This is a genomic window from Phytopseudomonas flavescens (assembly GCF_900100535.1).
GTDB lineage: Bacteria > Pseudomonadota > Gammaproteobacteria > Pseudomonadales > Pseudomonadaceae > Aquipseudomonas > Aquipseudomonas flavescens.
In genome coordinates this window covers 382,440-399,436 of record NZ_FNDG01000002.1, presented here as the reverse complement: position 1 = coordinate 399,436, position 16,997 = coordinate 382,440, and the positions used below count along the sequence as shown (strand labels likewise).

Genomic DNA, 16,997 nt, shown 5'->3' with positions numbered 1-16,997 from the left:
CCCGGCGAAAAAGCGCAGTTTACGAGCTGTAAATGAGCATTTTGAGCTGGGTTTCAACGCCGCGGTGGCAACGCAGCTAGTTTTTAGAGGTGCCCGGTTCTCACGTTCCAAACTCGATCCTTTGCAATGGATTGACGACTAGCCCCTTGCCGAACGGCATGCTGCCCGGCCCACCGGCTCGTTCGATCATCGGGCGCAGCAGGAGTTTCTGCGGCCAGGTGGCGGATTCGAACAACTGGCCACGCAACACCGCGCGGGCCTGGTCATCGAACGGCACGGCGGCGATTCGCCCTGTCAGCGCGTCACGCAACACGCGCCAGGCCTGCACGGCCGGCACGTCGTAGACCCGCTCCAGGGTGTCGATGATACCGCGCAGGTTGACCTGGATGCCCAGCGTCTGCAGCCAGAACAGCAGATCCTCGGGGCGCTCGTGGTAGAGCGTCTGGGCGTGGCCCTTCTTGATCCGATACTGCGGGTCGAGCATGCCATTGCGCTCCAGCCAGGGCACGTACAGGCGCAGCGAGTCATGGTCGCGCAGCAGCAGGCCGCTGACCGTGCCCGCGTCATACACCAGCACCGCGTTCTGGCCGTGTACCTCGCCCAGCATGCCGAGGCGGAACATGCGCAGGTTGACGTCGAAGAACAGCTCGCACAGCTCAAAGAACAACTGCAGCACCGAGGACGGGCCCGCAGGCAGGCCGCGCTGGCGGATGCAGTCGTCGAAGAAATGCCGGTCGCTGTCCTGCAACGGTGTGCCCAGCGCGGCCATGGGCAGCAGGCGTTTGGCGGGGTCCGCGAGCAGTTTCGGCGGATAGCCGCGAACCATGGCCGAGAGGTGCCGGGGCGCCTCGTCGAACAATGTGCCGCCGTCAGGCATGTACCCCCACCATTTGCTTTCGTCGCAGATGTGCAGGGTTTCTCGCAGCACCTCGTCACGCTCCCGGCCCTGGCGCAGCAACGCTTCGCTCAGCCCGCCGTTGATCATCTTCACGGCGGGCAGATAACGGGAGGCGCCCAGGGAATACACCGCCATCGGCAGCTTGATGTGATCGGCCGGCGCCGCCGCGCAAGCCAGTGAACGCAGGGAGGACGTGGGGTTGAAGCGGCCCTTCTGGAAGTTCAGACGCTGACAATCACCCCGCTCGAATGCGCCGCCGAGCTGCGCAGGCAGCACCCGCTCCAGTTGCCAGGGGTGCACAGGCAGGGCGACATGGCTGTCAGCGAGGCCGAGGGCACGCAATTCGGCATCCAGGTCTGCGCGCTGCTCGGTATCGAGGATGTAGTGGGCTGGCTGGCAGCTGTCCAGGCCGTCGACGCCATCGCCAAAGGTCAGACTGCCCTTGGTCACGGCCACCCAGTTGAGGGCCAGGGGTTGGTCGAACTCCGCCTGATACTGCCGGTACTGGGCATCGTCCAGGCCCTGCTTGGCCTTGGCCAGGGGATGGAACGGGCGGTCGCGCAGCGAGCCCCACTGCTCCATGGCCAGGAAGAAGGCGGCACCGTCCTTTTCCAGCAAGCCGCCCGTAGGCACCTGATGATCGAGTGACAGCGCAGTCTGCCGGACGCTGGTACGCAGCACGTCCATGAACAGCTCGATGCCCTTGTGGTTGTCGAGCGCATCGACTTTCACGCCCTTGAGGGCCAGCGCCATGAACGCATCGGGGCTCAGCAGCCGGGTGCTGCCGCCCTGCACGTCGAGCACCGGGGTGCCCGGTACCTTCTCCCAGGCCTGGGTGATGCCGGCCCGCAGGGCGACCGCCAGGCCGCGCTGCTCGGCCGCGTCGTAGTGCCAGTGCCAGATCCTGTGCGGCGCCTCCAGGCTGGCGAGCGGCGAGTCGGGCTGAGCGGCACGCCAGGCGGCCGGCTCGATCAGGTTGGCGTCGAGGGTGCCGAAGAAGTCTTCGGCGAGCAGGCAGTCGATCAGGTCCTGCATCACCAGATCGTTGGCGATGGCTTGCTTGGTGGTGGTCATGAGATCAGTTTCCTCTCGTCGAGGTGGCGGCCAGTCTGGCCTGGAGGGCGCGGAACGCGATGCCGCGTTCGTCGCCCAGCACGAAGGTATTGACGCCGCGTTCGAGCCACCGCAGGTGGTCATCGGGCTGGCGTGGTATGGCGCAGTACGGGATGCCGGCAGCCTGGGCGGCACGCCAGGTATCGATCAGCGCTTCCTGCACGGCGGGCTGGTCGATACGCCAGGGCGTGCCGAACGACTGGGAAAGATCGGCAGCGCCTTCGAGGATCATGTCCAGCCCCGGCACTGCGGCCAGCTCGGCGGCACGCCGCACGCCCTCGACGCTCTCGATCATGGCCACGACCATGATCTGGCCGTTGGCCTGGGTGACGTACTCGGCCAGGCTGGCCTTGCCGAAGGCACCGGGACGACCGGCATTCAGGCTGCGCTCGCCCAGCGGGTGGTACTTGCAGGCGCGGGTCGCCGCGCTCAGGTCTTCCGGCCGTTCCACCTGGGGCAGGACGATGCCCTGGGCGCCGCCGTCGAGCAGCCGCAGCATGCGTTTGCGGTCGAAGTCCGGCACCCGCACCAGGGGCGTGAGCCCATAGCTCTCGGCGGTGCGGATCATGTGCTCGACGGTTTCCGGGTTGATCAGCACATGCTCCAGATCGATGATCACGAAGTCGTAGCCGGCTTCGGCGATCAGCTCGATGGATGCCGGCGAGGGAATCGACGCGATCAGGCCACGGGTCCCCTCGCCCGCGGCCAGTTGCGCCTTGAGTCGATTGGTTCTCAGCATGTGCGTGGCCCATGGATGTGCAGTGGATTGGGCACCCGCTTGAAGCGTCGCTCACCGTCACCGAGCAGCCGGCGCTTGGTCAGTTCCTCCACTTCGTACTCGGCGGCGAACACGTCGAACACGGCGAAACGCGCTGCGTGTTGCGGGTGCTCGCGCTGGTAGTCGAGCACCACGGCGGCGGTCATGCGCCAGAACTCGCCCTCTTCCAGCCCATAGTGCTGACGCAGGAAGATCGCCAGCTCGGCCAGGCAGATGAAGAAGAACGCATCGCAGGAAAAATCCCGCACCGCATCGACATCCTCGGTGAGGATGAACGAGTTGCGGTTCAGCCGCGCGTGACTCTCGGGCAGCGGCACCAGGTGCGGCGCCAGGTGCGGGCGGGCCAGGTGCGCGGGCGAGTAGCGCACGCCGTCATGGAAGTCCTTGAGGGCGATACGCTCTGGCCAGCCGTCACGGTGGATCAACACGATGTTCTGGCCGTGGGACTCCATGCCGATGCCTTCGGCATAGAGCATGTGCACGATGGGCGCCACGCTGACCCGCAGCAGTTGCTGCACCCAGGCGTGCAGGCCATGGCGGGTGATCCAGGCATCGATGAAGGGCTTCTGGTCACCTTCGCCGTGGCGGTTCTCGACATGGCTGAGGCCATTGAAAGGCACGCCCTGCTCGCCCGGCTTCAGGTAGGTATTGAGGTTCTCTCGCCAGATCGCCCCCAGGGTGCCGTAGGCCTGGCTTTGCCGGATGGCCGGTAGCTGGGCGTAATCGAAACTCACCCCAGCGACCTCGCCAAGCACCACGAAACCCAGTTCCCGGGCCGTGGCGTCGGTGGCGATCAGCTGTTGCAGCCAGTCGTTGATGATCGGCCCGTTCATCACCGTGTGCCGCGCCAGAATGCGCGTGCTGGAGGTGTTGGTCATGCTCAGCGCGAGCTTCACGTAGGGCTTGGTGGGCTCCTCGACGTTGGCCAGCGTGCGAATCGACTGCTGAGCCCGGTAATCGGCCCCCGAGGTGCCGAGGTACAGCAGCTCGCCACTCGCCAGCTCGGCCTGGAAGGTCGGCACGATGACCTGCTCCCACTGCCAGGGGTGCACGGGGATTGGCCAGTAATCGTCCAGAGAACGGCCCTGCTCGGCCAATGCACGGTCGATCTCGGCCCAGCGCTGCTGACCGAATGCATCCGTCAGGAACGCCTGCAGATCCACACCCCGCGAGCCATTGGCGGAACCCAACTGCCGGGCGATGCCAAGCCAGACCACGGCCAGCGGCTGGCCGAACTCGGGGCCGTAACGACGGTTGTCGTCCAGGGAAAAGCCGATGCGCGACTTGTAGCAAGGGTGGTAGCTGTGGGCATCCATGAAATGCCGCTCCAGGGTATCGGCATCCAGGGTGTGCGGCACTGCGGCGGGCCGGTAGCTCTGGGTGCGCGACTGCAGATCCTTGAGCAGCGTCTGCTCCAGCTCCTGGATGAAACGCGGCATGTGCGGGCCGTCGGCCAGGGCGCCGAGCAGTTCCGCCAGGGCCTGGTGCAGATCCGGCTGGCTGGTCTGGCCCTGGGCATCGACACGCTGCAGGGTGGCCGGGTCCAGACGGATGATGGCGAAGCTGTCGCTGAGCAGCCCCAGGCAGCGGTACTCGACCACGGCCTGGGCCTGCTCATCGCGCCCTTCGACGATGAAGCGCTGGCGGCCGCCTGCGAGTGGCTCGCAACGATAGCTCAGCACATCTTCGAAGAGCAGGGTTTGCAGCAGTTGCCCGATCACCCGTTGCGACACCTGGCGGTAGCGTTGGGGGTCAGCCGGGGTCAGCCATGCGTGGGCATGGGCGATCAGTTCGGGCAGGCGAAGGGGAGTAAAGGAAGACATGGATAGACACCTCATGAACGGTGTTCGGACAGGGCCGAGCCTTGCTCGACCGGGTCGTTGGAAAGGGTATTTGGAAAGCGCCAGGCGAACGGCAGGGCAAGCAGGATCAGCACACCGGTGGCGATGAACACTTCGCCGATGGCGCTGGCCGTACCGGCATGGGCTGCCCCGGAGTGCACCGCGCCCCAGTTATCGCCGAGGCGGATCTGCAGCCACAGCGAAGCCAGCACGATGGCCAGTGACGACAGCAGGCGGCGCGAGATGTTGTTCATCGCCGCGCCCTGGGTGACCAGCGCCTCGGGTAGCACGTCCAGCCCGGCGGTGGTCACCGGCATGTAGGACAGCCCCAGGCCGGCACCACGCACCACCATCAGCAGGCAGATGGCGAGCATCCCGACATCGTGATCGATGGTGCCCAGGGCGAAGGTCGCCAGGCCGGTCAACAGCAGGCCGGCAGAGACGATGCCCCGTGGCCCGTGGCGGTCGAGCAGCCTGCCGCCGTAGTGCCCGCACAGGCTGGCCGACAAGGCGGTGCAGAGCAGCGCGATACCGGTCCAGATGGCGTTGTGGCCCATCACCATCTGCACCAGCAACGGCACCAGTACCAGGCACTCGAACATGCCGACGGACTGCGCCACGGCGATGATCACGCTCGACCGGTAGCCTTTCAGGGCGAAGATGCGCAGTTCCAGCAGGGGCGCCGTGTGGCGCAACTGCTGCCTGACGAACGCCGCCAGACAGGCCACCGCCAGCAGCAGGCCGAGCAGGTTGAGCGGATCAGCCAGGGCCTGCAGGTGGCGCATTCGGCCCACGGTGACCATCAGCACGCCGATACCGACCGCGACCAGCAGGTAGCCGGTCAGGTCGAACGGCTTGCCCGCCCCCGCCTCGTTCCTCGGCAGCACCTTGACGCCCAGGCCGAGGGCCAACAGACCGATGGGCAGGTTGACCAGGAACAGCGCCCGCCAGTCGTACCCCTGCAGCACCAGGCTGCCGCACAGCGGCCCGACCGCCGGTGCGAGCATTACCGCTGCGCCCCAGAGGCCGGTGACCGCACCCCGCTCGCCCTTCGGGTAGACCGAAAAGATGATCGCCAGGGACAGCGGAATCATCAACCCGCTGGCGATGCCCTGCACCACCCGGGCGGTGATCACCCAGGCGATGGAGTCGGCCATGGCGCCCAGCAGCGAGCCGCCGATGAACAGCGCCAGGCCCGCAAGGTACAGGGCCTTGCGCCCCACGCGCTGCGCCAGGTAGCTGGTCAGCGGCATGGTCATGCCCATGCTCACCATGAAGGCCGCGACGATCCAGGTGGCCATCACCGGGCCCAGCGCGAACGCCTCGATGAAAGCCGGCAGTGCCGGATTCAGCGAGGTGTTGTTGAGGCTCACGGTAGTGGTGCCGAGGATCACCGCAGCCACCACCAGCCGGCGCGATGCCGGTAGCGGCGCCATCAGCCATCCCCTCCCCGGTCGCCCTCGGCCCTGACGAACAGCTGCTCGGGACGAGGATGGCAAAGGAAGTCGAGGTGCGAGATGTTGTAGCCGTAGGCACCGGCCAGCGGCAGTACCAACAGATCGCCCACGGCGGCATCGACCAGTTGCCGGCCACGACTGAGCACGTCCTTGGGCGTGCACAACTGGCCGACGATGGTCCATGGCCGCGCTACGCCACTCGCCGCGCGCCCGGCCACCGGCAGATGGATCACCGGGTGATCGTGGCCCTGGGCCACCGGCAGGCGGAACTGGTGGGTGCCGCCACGGCAGACCAGAAAGTGCTGGCCATGGCTGGATTTGGCGTCCAGCACCTCGATGACGTAGTAGCCGCAGAACGCACTGATGAAGCGGCCCGGCTCGAAACGCACCACCGGTGCATCTTCAAGCTCCCCAAGACGACGTTCCAAATGGCGGCACAGGCGCGGCCAGTCGAAACGCTCGCCGCCCAGGTAATCCACCCCGATACCGCCACCGACGTTCAGGTGGGTGACCGTCTCGGGTCGGCTGGCCAGGGCCTTCCACTGCGACCAGCGCTGCAGGTACAGGTCGAGCAGTTGCTCGTGGCGCTCCACCTGCTGCTGGTGGGACATCGCGTGCACGTGGAAACCCTGGAGGGACAGGTGGCTGCACGCCTCCACCCGTTTGACCGCCTGCGGCACCTCGGACTCGTCCAGCCCGAACGGCGTCGCGGTACCGGCCATGGCCAACCGGGTGGACAGCGTGGCCGGCAGCTCCGGGTTGATGCGGATGAACACCGCCTGCACCCGGCCGAACTCGGCCGCGATGCGTTGCAGGCGGTCGATCTCGCCCAGGCTCTCGACATGAATCGCCGCCACCCCCTGGCCGAGCGCGGCACGCAGTTCGGCGTCGAGCTTGCCAGGGCCGGAAAACACGAAGGGCTTGTCGCTGGCGGCCGCCTGCAGCCGCTCGATCTCGCCACCGGAGGAAATCTCGAAGCCATCCACCAGCGGCAACAGGGTCTGCAGGACAGGCGCCTCGCTGTTGGCCTTGATCGCGTAATACAGCTCCACCCCCGCGGGCAGTTCGGCCATCACCTCGCGGACATGCTGCGCCAGGGCATCGAGGTCGTAGACGAACACCGCCAGAGGATCCGCCGCATGGCTGCGAGCCTGCTCGATGGCGTCGAGCACCGTGCCGGGCAGCTTATCCATGCTGCACCTCCTCGGCCCATGGGCAGGCCAGGCGCACGTAGCCGGCATGGCGGTCGGCCTGGGCCGACAGGCGCACCTTGAGGTTGGTCTTGCAGGCGATGGGCTCACCGGCGAGCAGCGCGTCCAGCTCGGGCGCCGGCCTGATCAGTTCGCCGCGCAGCTCCAACAGCTGACGCGCCACCGCCTGCCACATGCGGGCAGCCAGGTGCGGACGATCCCAGCTCAGTGCCAGGATCGCCTCGGACAGGTTATTGACGAACAGGCAGTAACTGATGCGTTTCCAGCCCTGCTCACGCGAGTAGGTCAGCGATTGACGGACCCGGGGCTGCACGTCCTCCTCGAGGTAATCCACGCCCAGGTCATCGGTGAGCTTGACACCTTCGAAGTCGCGCAGCAGCAATTGCGCCGGCCAGCCATTGTCGTGCACCAGCACCGCGTTCTGCAGGTGCGGCTCCAGCACCACGCCATGGTTGAAGAACAGCGACAGCACCGGGCGCAGCAACAGCGCCTGGTAAGCCGCGAACCAGTCCAGCAGATGGTCGTCGCTGTGCTTTTTCGATCCCTGCTGCAGGAAACCATGGATCAGCGGCCGCAGTTGCAGGTCCCTGGCGAACAGCGTACCCGCCATCAGACAGGATTCGGGCGGTGCGTAGCGGCAGAAGTTCTCCCGCAGGATGGCGCCGGTCTGCTCGCGGAACCAGTGGCTGTCTTCGGCACTGCTGCCCACCGGCGCCCAGCTCAGCGAACCCGGCTCGCTGACCAGGGTGGCGCCGCCGATGGTCATCGGCTGTTCACGCTGCAGGCGGGTGAACAGGCGATCGATGAGCATGGCGCTGTCCAGCTCGTACCAGGCGTTCTTGCGCACGCAGTTGGTGATGCGCACGTTGAGCGAGCCCTTGAGAAAATAGCCGCGGCCGTCACCGTACCAGGTGCGCATCGAGGCGGTGGGGCTGGCCAGGGGGCCCGTCTGGCCAAGGTCGACGATCTCGCCACGGGCGATCAGCACCGCGACCCGGGGGTCGGCGAGAAACAGCTGGGCCTGTACCGGGTGCAGGCAGATCGCTGCCCGCCCGCGGCGCGCCAGGCGCTGGCTGGCGAAGCCGTCGAGCACCTGATCGACACTCAGGCCGTTACCGCTCACCTGCAGGCCGTCCTGGGGCACCTCGATGACATGCAGCGGCACCCGGGCGCGAAACTCTGGCGCATAGGTCTGCTGCCCCAGGTGTTCGGGCCACAGCCGGGCCTTGGGGGCCGGATGGTTGGGGTGGCCGAACCACAGCCCCTGTTCGCTGGCCAGGTAATCGCGCAGCGGCTCGTTGTGCGCGCCCTGCAGCGCGCTGTCGACGATGGCCGCCGTGACGCCCTGGCTCTGCATCACCTGGTCGAGCAACTCGGCATTGCGCGAGCCGGTGAGTTGCTGGCAGGCCTCCAGCAGTTGCGCCGCGAATTCGGCGAAGGTCGGGCAGCGCCAGTCGGCGTCGCCCTGCCGGGTGTAAACGTCGCTCAGGTAACGCTGGCTGCCGAGCGGATCGCGGCGATCCACCAGCACCAGAAACTGCCGCCGTTGCGGCAGGTCGATCACCAGTGGCAGGCCTCTGCCCTGGATGGCCCGCAGGTAGCTGGCGGGGGCGATGCCACGCACATGGGACGGCCAGGCATAGCGCGCGCAGTTCTCCGGCAGCGCGAACTCCTTGATCAGGCAGTTGAGCAAGGCATGGGTAGCGGCCATTTCACTGACCACCTGCGCCTGGCTGGCGCGCACCCCATCGTTGTGGGGGGCGTCGGCCGGGGAGGCATCCGGGTCTGGGTGGGCGCGCACGGCGCGTGCGGACAGATCAGCCACGGGCACCTCCCGGCGCGGCGGCCAGTGCGGCGTCCAGCGCACGCTCGAAACGCACGATCACTTCACCGCACTGCGCCTCGTCGATGATCAACGGCGGCAGCAGGCGGATCACGCTGCCATTGCGCCCGCCACGTTCCAGTAGCAGTCCCTGCCTGAAGCAGTGGCTCTGGATCGAAGCCGACAAGGCAGCGTCCATGGGGTGGGCACCCTGGGCATCGACCGGCTGGCGCTCGTCGACGATTTCCAGGCCGAGCATCAGCCCGCGCCCACGCACCTGGCCGATGGCCGGGTAGCGTTCACGCAGCGCGTCGAGGCGTTGCTTCAACCAGTCGCCACGCACACGGGCCTGCCCGGCAAGGTCATCGCGCTGGATCACCTGCAGGGTGGTCATGCCACTGGCCATGGCCATCTGGTTACCGCGGAAAGTGCCCGTGTGGGCGCCCGGCTGCCAGGCGTCGAACTCGCGTTTGATGGCCAGCACCGCCAGCGGCAGGCCACCGCCGATCGCCTTGGACATGACGATGATGTCGGGCTCGATACCGGCATGCTCGAAGGCGAACATCCGTCCGGTACGCGCAAAGCCGGCCTGCACCTCATCGACGATCAGCAGGATACCGTGCCGTTGGGTGACGTCGCGCAGGGTGCGCAGCCAGTGGTCGGGGGCCGGGTTGGCACCGCCCTCGCCCTGCACCGCCTCGACGATCACCGCCGCCGGCAGGCAGACACCGCTTTCGACATCCTCGATGAACTGGGTGAAGTAATACGCCAGGGCACGGGCACCGGCCTCCCCGCCGATGCCCAACGGGCAGCGATACTCGTGGGGGAACGGCATGAACTGCACGCCCGGCATCAGCGAAGCCACGGCGTCTTTCGGCCCGGTGTTGCCGGTCACCGCCAGGGCGCCGTGGGTCATGCCGTGATAGCCGCCGGAAAAGGCGATGACGTTGCTGCGCCGGGTCACCGTCTTGGCCAGCTTGAGCGCGGCCTCCACGGCATCGGCCCCGGAGGGGCCACAGAACTGCAGGCAATAGCCCTGGCCCGGCAGCACGCCGAGCAGGGTCTCGCTGAAGGCATCCTTCAGCGGCGTGGTGAGGTCCAGGGTGTGCATGGGCACCCCGGAAGCCAGAAAGCTCGACAGGCTATCGACGATGGCTGGGTGGTTGTGGCCCAGTGCCAGGGTTCCTGCGCCGGCCAGGCAGTCGAGATAACGCCGCCCTTCGACGTCGGTCACCCATACGCCCTGCGCCTTGGCAATGGCCAGGGGCAGCTTGCGCGGGTAACTGCGCACATTGGATTCGAATCGTTCCTGGCGTTCCAGGTAGTCCGCGTTGTTGCTGTGGGCCGATTCGCGCTGGAATCGGTCCAGTGGTATCGCTCGTTCACTCAACATGGTGCTCGCCTCTATCTGTTCGAGGCTCCGGATGGAGCCGTTGAAAGTCGTCAGCACTGCACTCATCAGTCAATGGCAGGTCACGCAAAGCACGGGACAACCCTGAGGTGTCCCGCTTCATCCCTGAATTAACTGGTTTTATTGTGTGCGGCGCCCGCCCGATGCAGCGGCGGGCGCCGTGGGGAGTTACGGACGGTCAGAACCCAAGGGTGGCCGACAGCACGAAGGTACGTGGAGCAGACAGGGTCAGGCCCGCCTCGCTGTCGTCGGAAGCGCCGGCGGAGATCCAGTCCCGGCTGTCGAACAGGTTCTCGACGGTGCCGCGCAGGGTCACGTCGGTATCGTCGACCTTGAAGGCATAGCGGGCACCGGCGTCATAGCGCGTCCACGAGCCGATCTCCTTGGTATTGGCCTGGTCCAGGTATTGCGAACTGCTGTAGATACCGCGTCCGGTCAGGGTCAGCCCCTGCACCCCGGGAATGTCCCACTCGGCACCGAGATTGGCATTGAGCTTGGGCGTCGCCGGGGCACGATTGCCGTCGTTGACGCCACCGTTATTGGTACCGGTCAATTCGCTGTCGATGTACATCACCCCGCCCAGCAGACGGAAACCCTTGACCGGCTCGCCGAAGACGCTGAGCTCGACGCCATCGTTGACCCGCTTGCCATTGGAACCAAAGGTGCCACGCGTCTGGCCCGCCTGTGCAGCAGCCGTCTCATAGGCCGGCTGCTTGATCCTGAACACGGCAGCCGTAATGGCGAACCTGCCCAAATCGTACTTGGCACCAGCCTCCATCTGCCGACTGATGAAGGGCGGAAAGATCTCGTCCTCGTTTTCGGCCGTCGACGGGGCGATCTTGCCTTGGCTCAGGCCCTCCATGTAATTGGCGTACAACGACAGCTGATCGGTGGCCTTGAACAGTACGCCCGCCGAAGGCGAGAGCTTCTCTTCGTCATAGGCGGTCGGCTGCTTCACGCCATCGGCCCAGTCATCGACCTTGACCCGCTGCCAACGAGCGCCGAGGGTGACCAGCAGGCGATCTTCCATAAAGCCGAGCGTGTCGGAGAGCGCAACGCCCTCGAAGCGATTCTCGGTGTAAACGGTCGGCCTGCGCGATGCGCCGGTAGTAGGCTCTGGCGATGCAATCGGGTTGTAAAGATTGCTGTTGAGATTTTCATAGCGCTGCTCGATGTTCTTGAAGTCCATAGCGAAAACATCGGCGGTAGCATTTATTTCATGGCTCACCGGACCAGTCTGCAGCCATTTGCGAAAACCCACGTTTGCCGTTTTCACATCTTCCTGGCGCGTAAAGTTACGGGTTTGATACCGAAAATCGCCAGCGGCATTCAGCAGGTTGACGTTATGGCGCACAAAGTCATGGTCACTCTTGCGCGCCCCTACCGCGCCATAGACCATCAGGGAGTCATCGATATCGTACTCGCCACGCAGCGCGCCGAAGGTGTCGCGGGTCTCGGCCTTGCTCCAGGCCTGGGCATAGTTGTGGCGTACATCGTCTGCCCTTGGCACAGGGGCGTTGGCGCCAACCAGCACGCGTTCCTGGGGCGCGTCGGTATCGCGTTCGGTATGGCCCAGGTCCATCGACAGGCGCAGGCGCTCATCGCGGAAGTCCAGGCCGACCACGGCCATTTCGCGGTTGACCTTCTGGTGATCCCACTCGGTATCGCCCGACTGCTTCACGCCGTTGAAACGGACACCGAAGCGGTTGTCTTCGCCGAAGCGCCGGCCCACGTCCACCGCACCACCGACCTGGCTGTCGGAGGCGTAGGTACCGGTGAACTCGGTGATCGGCTTGTCGGTGGCACGCTTGGGCACCACGTTGATGCCACCACCGACGCTGCCCCGCGGCGAGATGCCGTTGACCAGTTGGGTCGGGCCGCGAAGGATATCGACGCGGTCGGCCATCTCCATATCGATGGAGTAGGTCGGCATGATGCCGTACAGCCCGCCATAGGACACGTCGCTGTTGAACAGGCTGAAACCGCGGATGGTGAACTGCTCGAAACGCCCGCCAGCCGGGTTGGTGGAGCGCACCGCCGGATCGCTGGCAGTGAGGTCGGCCAGGGTGCGCGACTGGTTGTTCTTGACCGCCTCGCTGGTGTAGGTGGTCATGCTCAGCGGCGACTCCATGAAGTCCCGCGAACCGAGCAGCCCCTGGGAACTGCGCCGCGCCACCTGCCCGCCGGCATAGCGCTCGCCTTGCAGGCTCTCGGCTGGATCGGTAACGCCGCTGATCGCCGTCGGGGCGATTTCCATGGCTGCGGCGTCTTCGCTGGCCGGCACCAGGGTGTAGGCCTCAGCACCAACCGGCTGCAGGCGCAACCCGCTGCCCTGCAGCAGCCGCGCGAAACCCTCGTCGACGCTATAGCTGCCGGAAAGCCCCGGGGAGCTGCGGCCGCTGACCAGCGCCGGATCCACGGAAAGGCTCACCCCGGCCTGGCTGGCGAAGCGGCTCAACGCGTCGCCGAGATCGCTGCCTGGCACGTTATAGCTGCGATCCTGGGCCTGGACCTGGCTGATGAACGGCGCGATGGGCCCGAAGCCGAGCAGCAGGCCCAGGCACACCGTCGGGTAGGAAATGGATGACACCAGACGAGGCCGATGACGTGTCAGGGATGGCATTGGCAGGACTCTCTTTTTAATTCACCTACTACCCATGACAGGCCAGTCAGCGAAAAGGGACAGCCTCTGGAAAAAATCCTGCCGCACTGTCTCCGAGTGGCTCCGGGTCAGGGCTGGGCGACGGGGAGACCGGCTCAAGCGACGCATTGCCGCGACTCGCCTTGAAACGTCAATAGCGCCTAGCTCCGCTCCATGAACTGCAGCTCGGCCAACCGCGCATACAGTGGGTTGTCGGCAACCAGCTCGGCGTGCTTGCCCAGGGCGACCAATCGTCCCTGATCGAACACGGCGATGCGGTCCGCGCTCTTCACCGTGGCCAGACGATGGGCGATCACCAGGGTGGTACGGCCGCGCATCAGCTCGGGCAGCGCCTGCTGGATCAGGTGTTCGCTCTCGGCATCCAGGGCGCTGGTGGCTTCGTCCAGCAGCAGGATCGGCGCATCCACCAGCAACGCACGGGCAATCGCCAGGCGCTGACGCTGGCCACCTGAAAGGCCCAGCCCGGCATCGCCCAGGTGGGTCTGATAGCCCTGCGGCAAGCGCTCGATGAAGGTATGGGCATGGGCCGCACGGGCAGCGGCCTGCACTTCCGCGCTGCTGGCGTCCAGGCGCCCGTAGCGGATGTTGTCTTCCACGCTGCCGAAAAACAGCGCGGGGTGCTGGGAGACCAGCGCGAAGCTTTCGCGCAATACCTGAGGATCGAGACGCTCGATCGGCAAGCCATCGAGGAGGATTCGCCCCTGCTGCGGGTCATAGAAGCGCAGCAGCAGGTCGAACAGCGTCGACTTGCCCGCCCCGGACGGCCCGACGATGGCCAGGGTCTCGCCGGGCACGACGGTCAGGTCGATGCCCTGCAGGGCCAGGCTTTCCGGGCGGGTCGGATAGGCGAACGACAACCCCTGGACCTCGATGCGGCCTTGTACCGGCGGCACTGGCGCCAGCGCGCCCTCGAGCGGGGCGTGAATCTCGTTGCGCGCACGCAGCAACTCGCTGATGCGTTCGGCGGCGCCGGCCGCACGCTGCAACTCGCCGATCACCTCGCTGAGGGTGCCGAACGAGGAACCGACGATCAGGCTGTAGAACACGAACGCGGCCAGCTCGCCACCACTGATGCGCCCGGCGATCACGTCCATGCCACCGACCCAGAGCATCACGCCAACGGCGCCAAGCACCAGCACGATCACCACGGTGATCAGCCAGGCGCGTTGGGCGACCCGCTTGCGCGCCGTATCGAACGCCGCCTCGGCGGACAGACCGAAACGACGACGGTCTTCGGCCTGGTGGTTGTAGGCCTGCACCGTCTTGATCTGCCCGAGCACTTCACTGACGTAACTGCCGACATCGGCGATACGGTCCTGGCTGAGCCGTGACAGTTCCCGCACCCGGCGGCCGAACAGCAGGATAGGTGCCACTACCAGCGGCAACGCGGCCAGCACGATGGCGCTCAACTTGGGGTTGGTGACCACCAGCAGGAGCATGCCGCCAACCAGCATGATCAGGTTGCGCAAGGCCATCGACAGGGAGGAACCGATCACCGATTGCAGCAGCGTGGTATCGGCGGTCAGCCGCGACTGGATCTCCGAACTGCGGTTGTGCGCATAGAAGCCCGGGTGCAGCCCGACCAAGTGATCGAATACCCGCTTGCGAATGTCCGCCACCACCCGCTCGCCAAGCCAGGACACCAGGTAGAACCGTGTGTAGGTGCCGACCGCCAGGGCCAGTACCAGCACGAAGAACAGCAGGATCGAATGGCGCAGCGCTTGCGGCGATTGGGTGGCCAGGCCCTGATCCACCAGCAGTTTGATGCCCTGCCCCATGGACAGGGTAATGGCTGCGGTGAACAGCAACGCCAATAGCGCACCGGCCACGCGGCCACGATAGGGGGCGATAAACGCCCACGACATGCGCAGGGCCTCACGCTGGCGGGACGACATAAACAGGTGCATGGCGGGCTCGAAGGCTGATGGCAGAAGGGCTCTAGCCACTCAGATGGGGCCATGAGCGGTAAACATCAAGCACGGGGGCCACGGTTGGCGGCAGACTGCCGTTGAAATTAACATGTGGAACTCAATTCCAAAAACAATCATAAGCCGCCAGGAGCCCACCATGTCCGCCGCCGTCCCTGCCCCACTCCCTCAAGACTGCGACCTGCTGGTGGTCGGCTCCGGCGCCGCCGGGCTGGCCGCAGCGGTGACCGCTGCCTGGCACGGCCAGAAGGTCGTGCTGGTGGAAAAGGACGCGGTGTTCGGTGGCGCCACCGCCTGGTCGGGTGGCTGGGCCTGGGTACCGCGCAATCCGCTGGCACGTCGGGCCGGGATTGAAGAAGACATCGCGCAGCCGCTCACCTACCTGCGCCACGAGCTGGGCGAGCATTTCGACGGCGAGCGGGTCGAGGCCTTTCTCGACGCCTGCCCGCATATGGTGGCGTTCTTCGAACGGCACACGGCCCTGCAGTTCGCCGATGGCAACGCCATTCCCGATATGCACGGTGATACGCCGGGTGCCGCCACGGGCGGCCATCAGGTGATTGCGGCCCCCTATGATGCGCGCGAGGTCCTGGATCTGCTGCCCCGCCTGCGCAAGACGCTGCGGGAGACCTCGTTCATGGGCATGCCGATCATGGCCGGTACCGACCTGGCGGCTTTTCTCAGCATGACCCGCTCGGCGAAGTCACTGTGGCACGTGATCCGGCGTTTCAGTGCTCACCTCTACCACATGGCCCGCTATGGCCGCGCCATGCATCTGGTCAACGGCGTCGCGCTGGTCGCACGACTGGTGCGCTCGGCCGCCGACCTTGGCGTGCAGTTGATCGATTCGGCACCGGTGGTCCGCCTGCATCGCCAGGACGGCCACATCAGCGGCGCTACGCTCCGCCGCAAGGATGGCGAGCATTTCATCAGCGCCCGCGCAGTGATTCTCGCCGCAGGCGGCTTCCCCAACGATCCCAAGCGTCGCCAGCAGCTGTTTCCCCGCGATGCCAGCGGCCAGGACAACCTGGCGCTGCCACCCGTCTCCTGCTCGGGCGACGGACTGCGCCTCGGCGAGGCATTGGGTGCCCAGGTCGATACCAGGCTGAAGTCGCCCGTCGCCTGGGCGCCGGTTTCCAGGGTGCCGCGCCGCGACGGCAGCGCGGGCCACTTCCCGCATATCATCGAACGTGGCAAGCCAGGCATCATCGGGATACTGGCCAACGGCAAACGCTTCGTCAACGAAGCGCACGGTTACTATGACTATGTCGCGGCCATGGTCGAGCAGGTCCCGGATGGCCAGCAGGTGTGTTCCTGGCTGATCTGCGACCATCGTTTCCAGCGCCGCTACGGCCTGGGCTTCGCCCGCCCGGCTCCCGTGCCGCTGTGGCCGGCGCTACGCAGCGGCTACCTGCAGCGTGCTGCCACGCTGGAGCGACTGGCCCTGCAATGCGGGATCGATCCGGTTGCGTTCGCCACCACGGTGGCTACATTCAATCAACACGCACGCGTCGGCGAGGATCCCGAGTTCGGCCGTGGCAGCACCGCCTTCAACCGCAAGCAGGGCGACCCGTTGCATCCGGGACCCAACCCCTGCGTCGCGCCAATCGAACAGGGCCCCTTCTATGCCGTCAAAGTACAACCCGGCTGCTTCGGCACGTTCGCCGGCCTGAAGACCGACGCAGCGGCCCGCGTACTGGACGCCGAAGGCCTGCCGATCAGCGGCCTGTACGCTGCCGGCGCGGACATGGCCAGCGTGTTCGGCGGCCACTACCCCTCGGGCGGCATCAACCTGGGGCCCGCCCTCACCTTCGGCTACGTCGCCGCGCGCCACGCTGCGGGCGTCAGCGCCTACGAATAGTCACCCGTTGCTCAT

General features: G+C 66.2%; 10 protein-coding genes. 1 reads left to right on the top strand and 9 read right to left on the bottom strand.

Features of this window, described 5'->3' with window-relative positions; translation table 11 throughout:
* Nucleotides 1-100: 100 nt before the first annotated feature.
* The 9 genes from BLR94_RS03930 to BLR94_RS03890 form a co-directional block, all read right to left on the bottom strand.
* A complete protein-coding gene (locus tag BLR94_RS03930) occupies nucleotides 101-1,972 on the bottom strand; it encodes an IucA/IucC family protein (RefSeq protein ID WP_084303157.1) in 1,872 nt (623 codons plus the stop codon).
* 4 nt (nucleotides 1,973-1,976) lie between these two features.
* Nucleotides 1,977-2,750 (bottom strand): HpcH/HpaI aldolase family protein, encoded by a 774-nt coding sequence (locus tag BLR94_RS03925; RefSeq protein WP_084303158.1) that lies wholly within the window; start codon nucleotides 2,748-2,750, stop codon nucleotides 1,977-1,979.
* On the bottom strand, nucleotides 2,744-4,612 hold the full coding sequence (locus tag BLR94_RS03920; RefSeq protein WP_084303159.1) for an IucA/IucC family protein: 1,869 nt from the start codon (nucleotides 4,610-4,612) through the stop codon (nucleotides 2,744-2,746). The genes BLR94_RS03925 and BLR94_RS03920 overlap by 7 nt, the downstream gene beginning before the upstream one ends.
* Nucleotides 4,613-4,623: 11 nt before the next feature.
* Nucleotides 4,624-6,066, bottom strand: coding sequence for a DHA2 family efflux MFS transporter permease subunit (locus tag BLR94_RS03915; RefSeq protein ID WP_084303160.1), 1,443 nt, complete (start codon nucleotides 6,064-6,066; stop codon nucleotides 4,624-4,626).
* Nucleotides 6,066-7,280: a type III PLP-dependent enzyme gene (locus BLR94_RS03910; RefSeq protein ID WP_084303161.1), complete on the bottom strand. Its 1,215-nt coding sequence runs from the start codon at nucleotides 7,278-7,280 to the stop codon at nucleotides 6,066-6,068. The genes BLR94_RS03915 and BLR94_RS03910 overlap by 1 nt, the downstream gene beginning before the upstream one ends.
* Nucleotides 7,273-9,009 (bottom strand): IucA/IucC family protein, encoded by a 1,737-nt coding sequence (locus BLR94_RS03905; protein WP_084303494.1) that lies wholly within the window; start codon nucleotides 9,007-9,009, stop codon nucleotides 7,273-7,275. Before BLR94_RS03905 ends, BLR94_RS03910 begins: the two co-directional genes overlap by 8 nt.
* Before the next feature lie 106 nt (nucleotides 9,010-9,115).
* Complete coding sequence (locus tag BLR94_RS03900; RefSeq protein WP_084303162.1) at nucleotides 9,116-10,513, bottom strand: diaminobutyrate--2-oxoglutarate transaminase; 1,398 nt, start codon at nucleotides 10,511-10,513, stop codon at nucleotides 9,116-9,118.
* A 196-nt stretch (nucleotides 10,514-10,709) separates the two neighbouring features.
* Entirely contained in the window at nucleotides 10,710-13,154 is a 2,445-nt protein-coding gene (locus BLR94_RS03895; RefSeq protein ID WP_084303163.1) for a TonB-dependent receptor, read from the bottom strand.
* Nucleotides 13,155-13,333: 179 nt separating this feature from the next.
* Nucleotides 13,334-15,100 (bottom strand): ABC transporter transmembrane domain-containing protein, encoded by a 1,767-nt coding sequence (locus BLR94_RS03890; RefSeq protein ID WP_084303164.1) that lies wholly within the window; start codon nucleotides 15,098-15,100, stop codon nucleotides 13,334-13,336.
* Nucleotides 15,101-15,260: 160 nt separating this feature from the next.
* On the opposite strand from BLR94_RS03890, the gene BLR94_RS03885 reads away from it, so the two are divergent.
* Nucleotides 15,261-16,982 (top strand): FAD-dependent oxidoreductase, encoded by a 1,722-nt coding sequence (locus BLR94_RS03885; protein WP_084303165.1) that lies wholly within the window; start codon nucleotides 15,261-15,263, stop codon nucleotides 16,980-16,982.
* The last annotated feature ends 15 nt before the right edge of the window (nucleotides 16,983-16,997 follow it).

What these genes read in the sequence shown, in the direction of transcription:
- BLR94_RS03915 (WP_084303160.1), bottom strand. Translation starts at nt 6,066, where the DNA reads ATGGCGCCGCTACCGGCATCGCGCCGGCTGGTGGTGGCTGCGGTGATC.
- BLR94_RS03925 (WP_084303158.1), bottom strand. Translation starts at nt 2,750, where the DNA reads ATGCTGAGAACCAATCGACTCAAGGCGCAACTGGCCGCGGGCGAGGGG.
- BLR94_RS03890 (WP_084303164.1), bottom strand. Translation starts at nt 15,100, where the DNA reads ATGCACCTGTTTATGTCGTCCCGCCAGCGTGAGGCCCTGCGCATGTCG.
- BLR94_RS03900 (WP_084303162.1), bottom strand. Translation starts at nt 10,513, where the DNA reads ATGTTGAGTGAACGAGCGATACCACTGGACCGATTCCAGCGCGAATCG.
- BLR94_RS03885 (WP_084303165.1), top strand. Translation starts at nt 15,261, where the DNA reads ATGTCCGCCGCCGTCCCTGCCCCACTCCCTCAAGACTGCGACCTGCTG.
- BLR94_RS03920 (WP_084303159.1), bottom strand. Translation starts at nt 4,612, where the DNA reads ATGTCTTCCTTTACTCCCCTTCGCCTGCCCGAACTGATCGCCCATGCC.
- BLR94_RS03905 (WP_084303494.1), bottom strand. Translation starts at nt 9,009, where the DNA reads ATGGCCGCTACCCATGCCTTGCTCAACTGCCTGATCAAGGAGTTCGCG.
- BLR94_RS03895 (WP_084303163.1), bottom strand. Translation starts at nt 13,154, where the DNA reads ATGCCATCCCTGACACGTCATCGGCCTCGTCTGGTGTCATCCATTTCC.
- BLR94_RS03910 (WP_084303161.1), bottom strand. Translation starts at nt 7,280, where the DNA reads ATGGATAAGCTGCCCGGCACGGTGCTCGACGCCATCGAGCAGGCTCGC.
- BLR94_RS03930 (WP_084303157.1), bottom strand. Translation starts at nt 1,972, where the DNA reads ATGACCACCACCAAGCAAGCCATCGCCAACGATCTGGTGATGCAGGAC.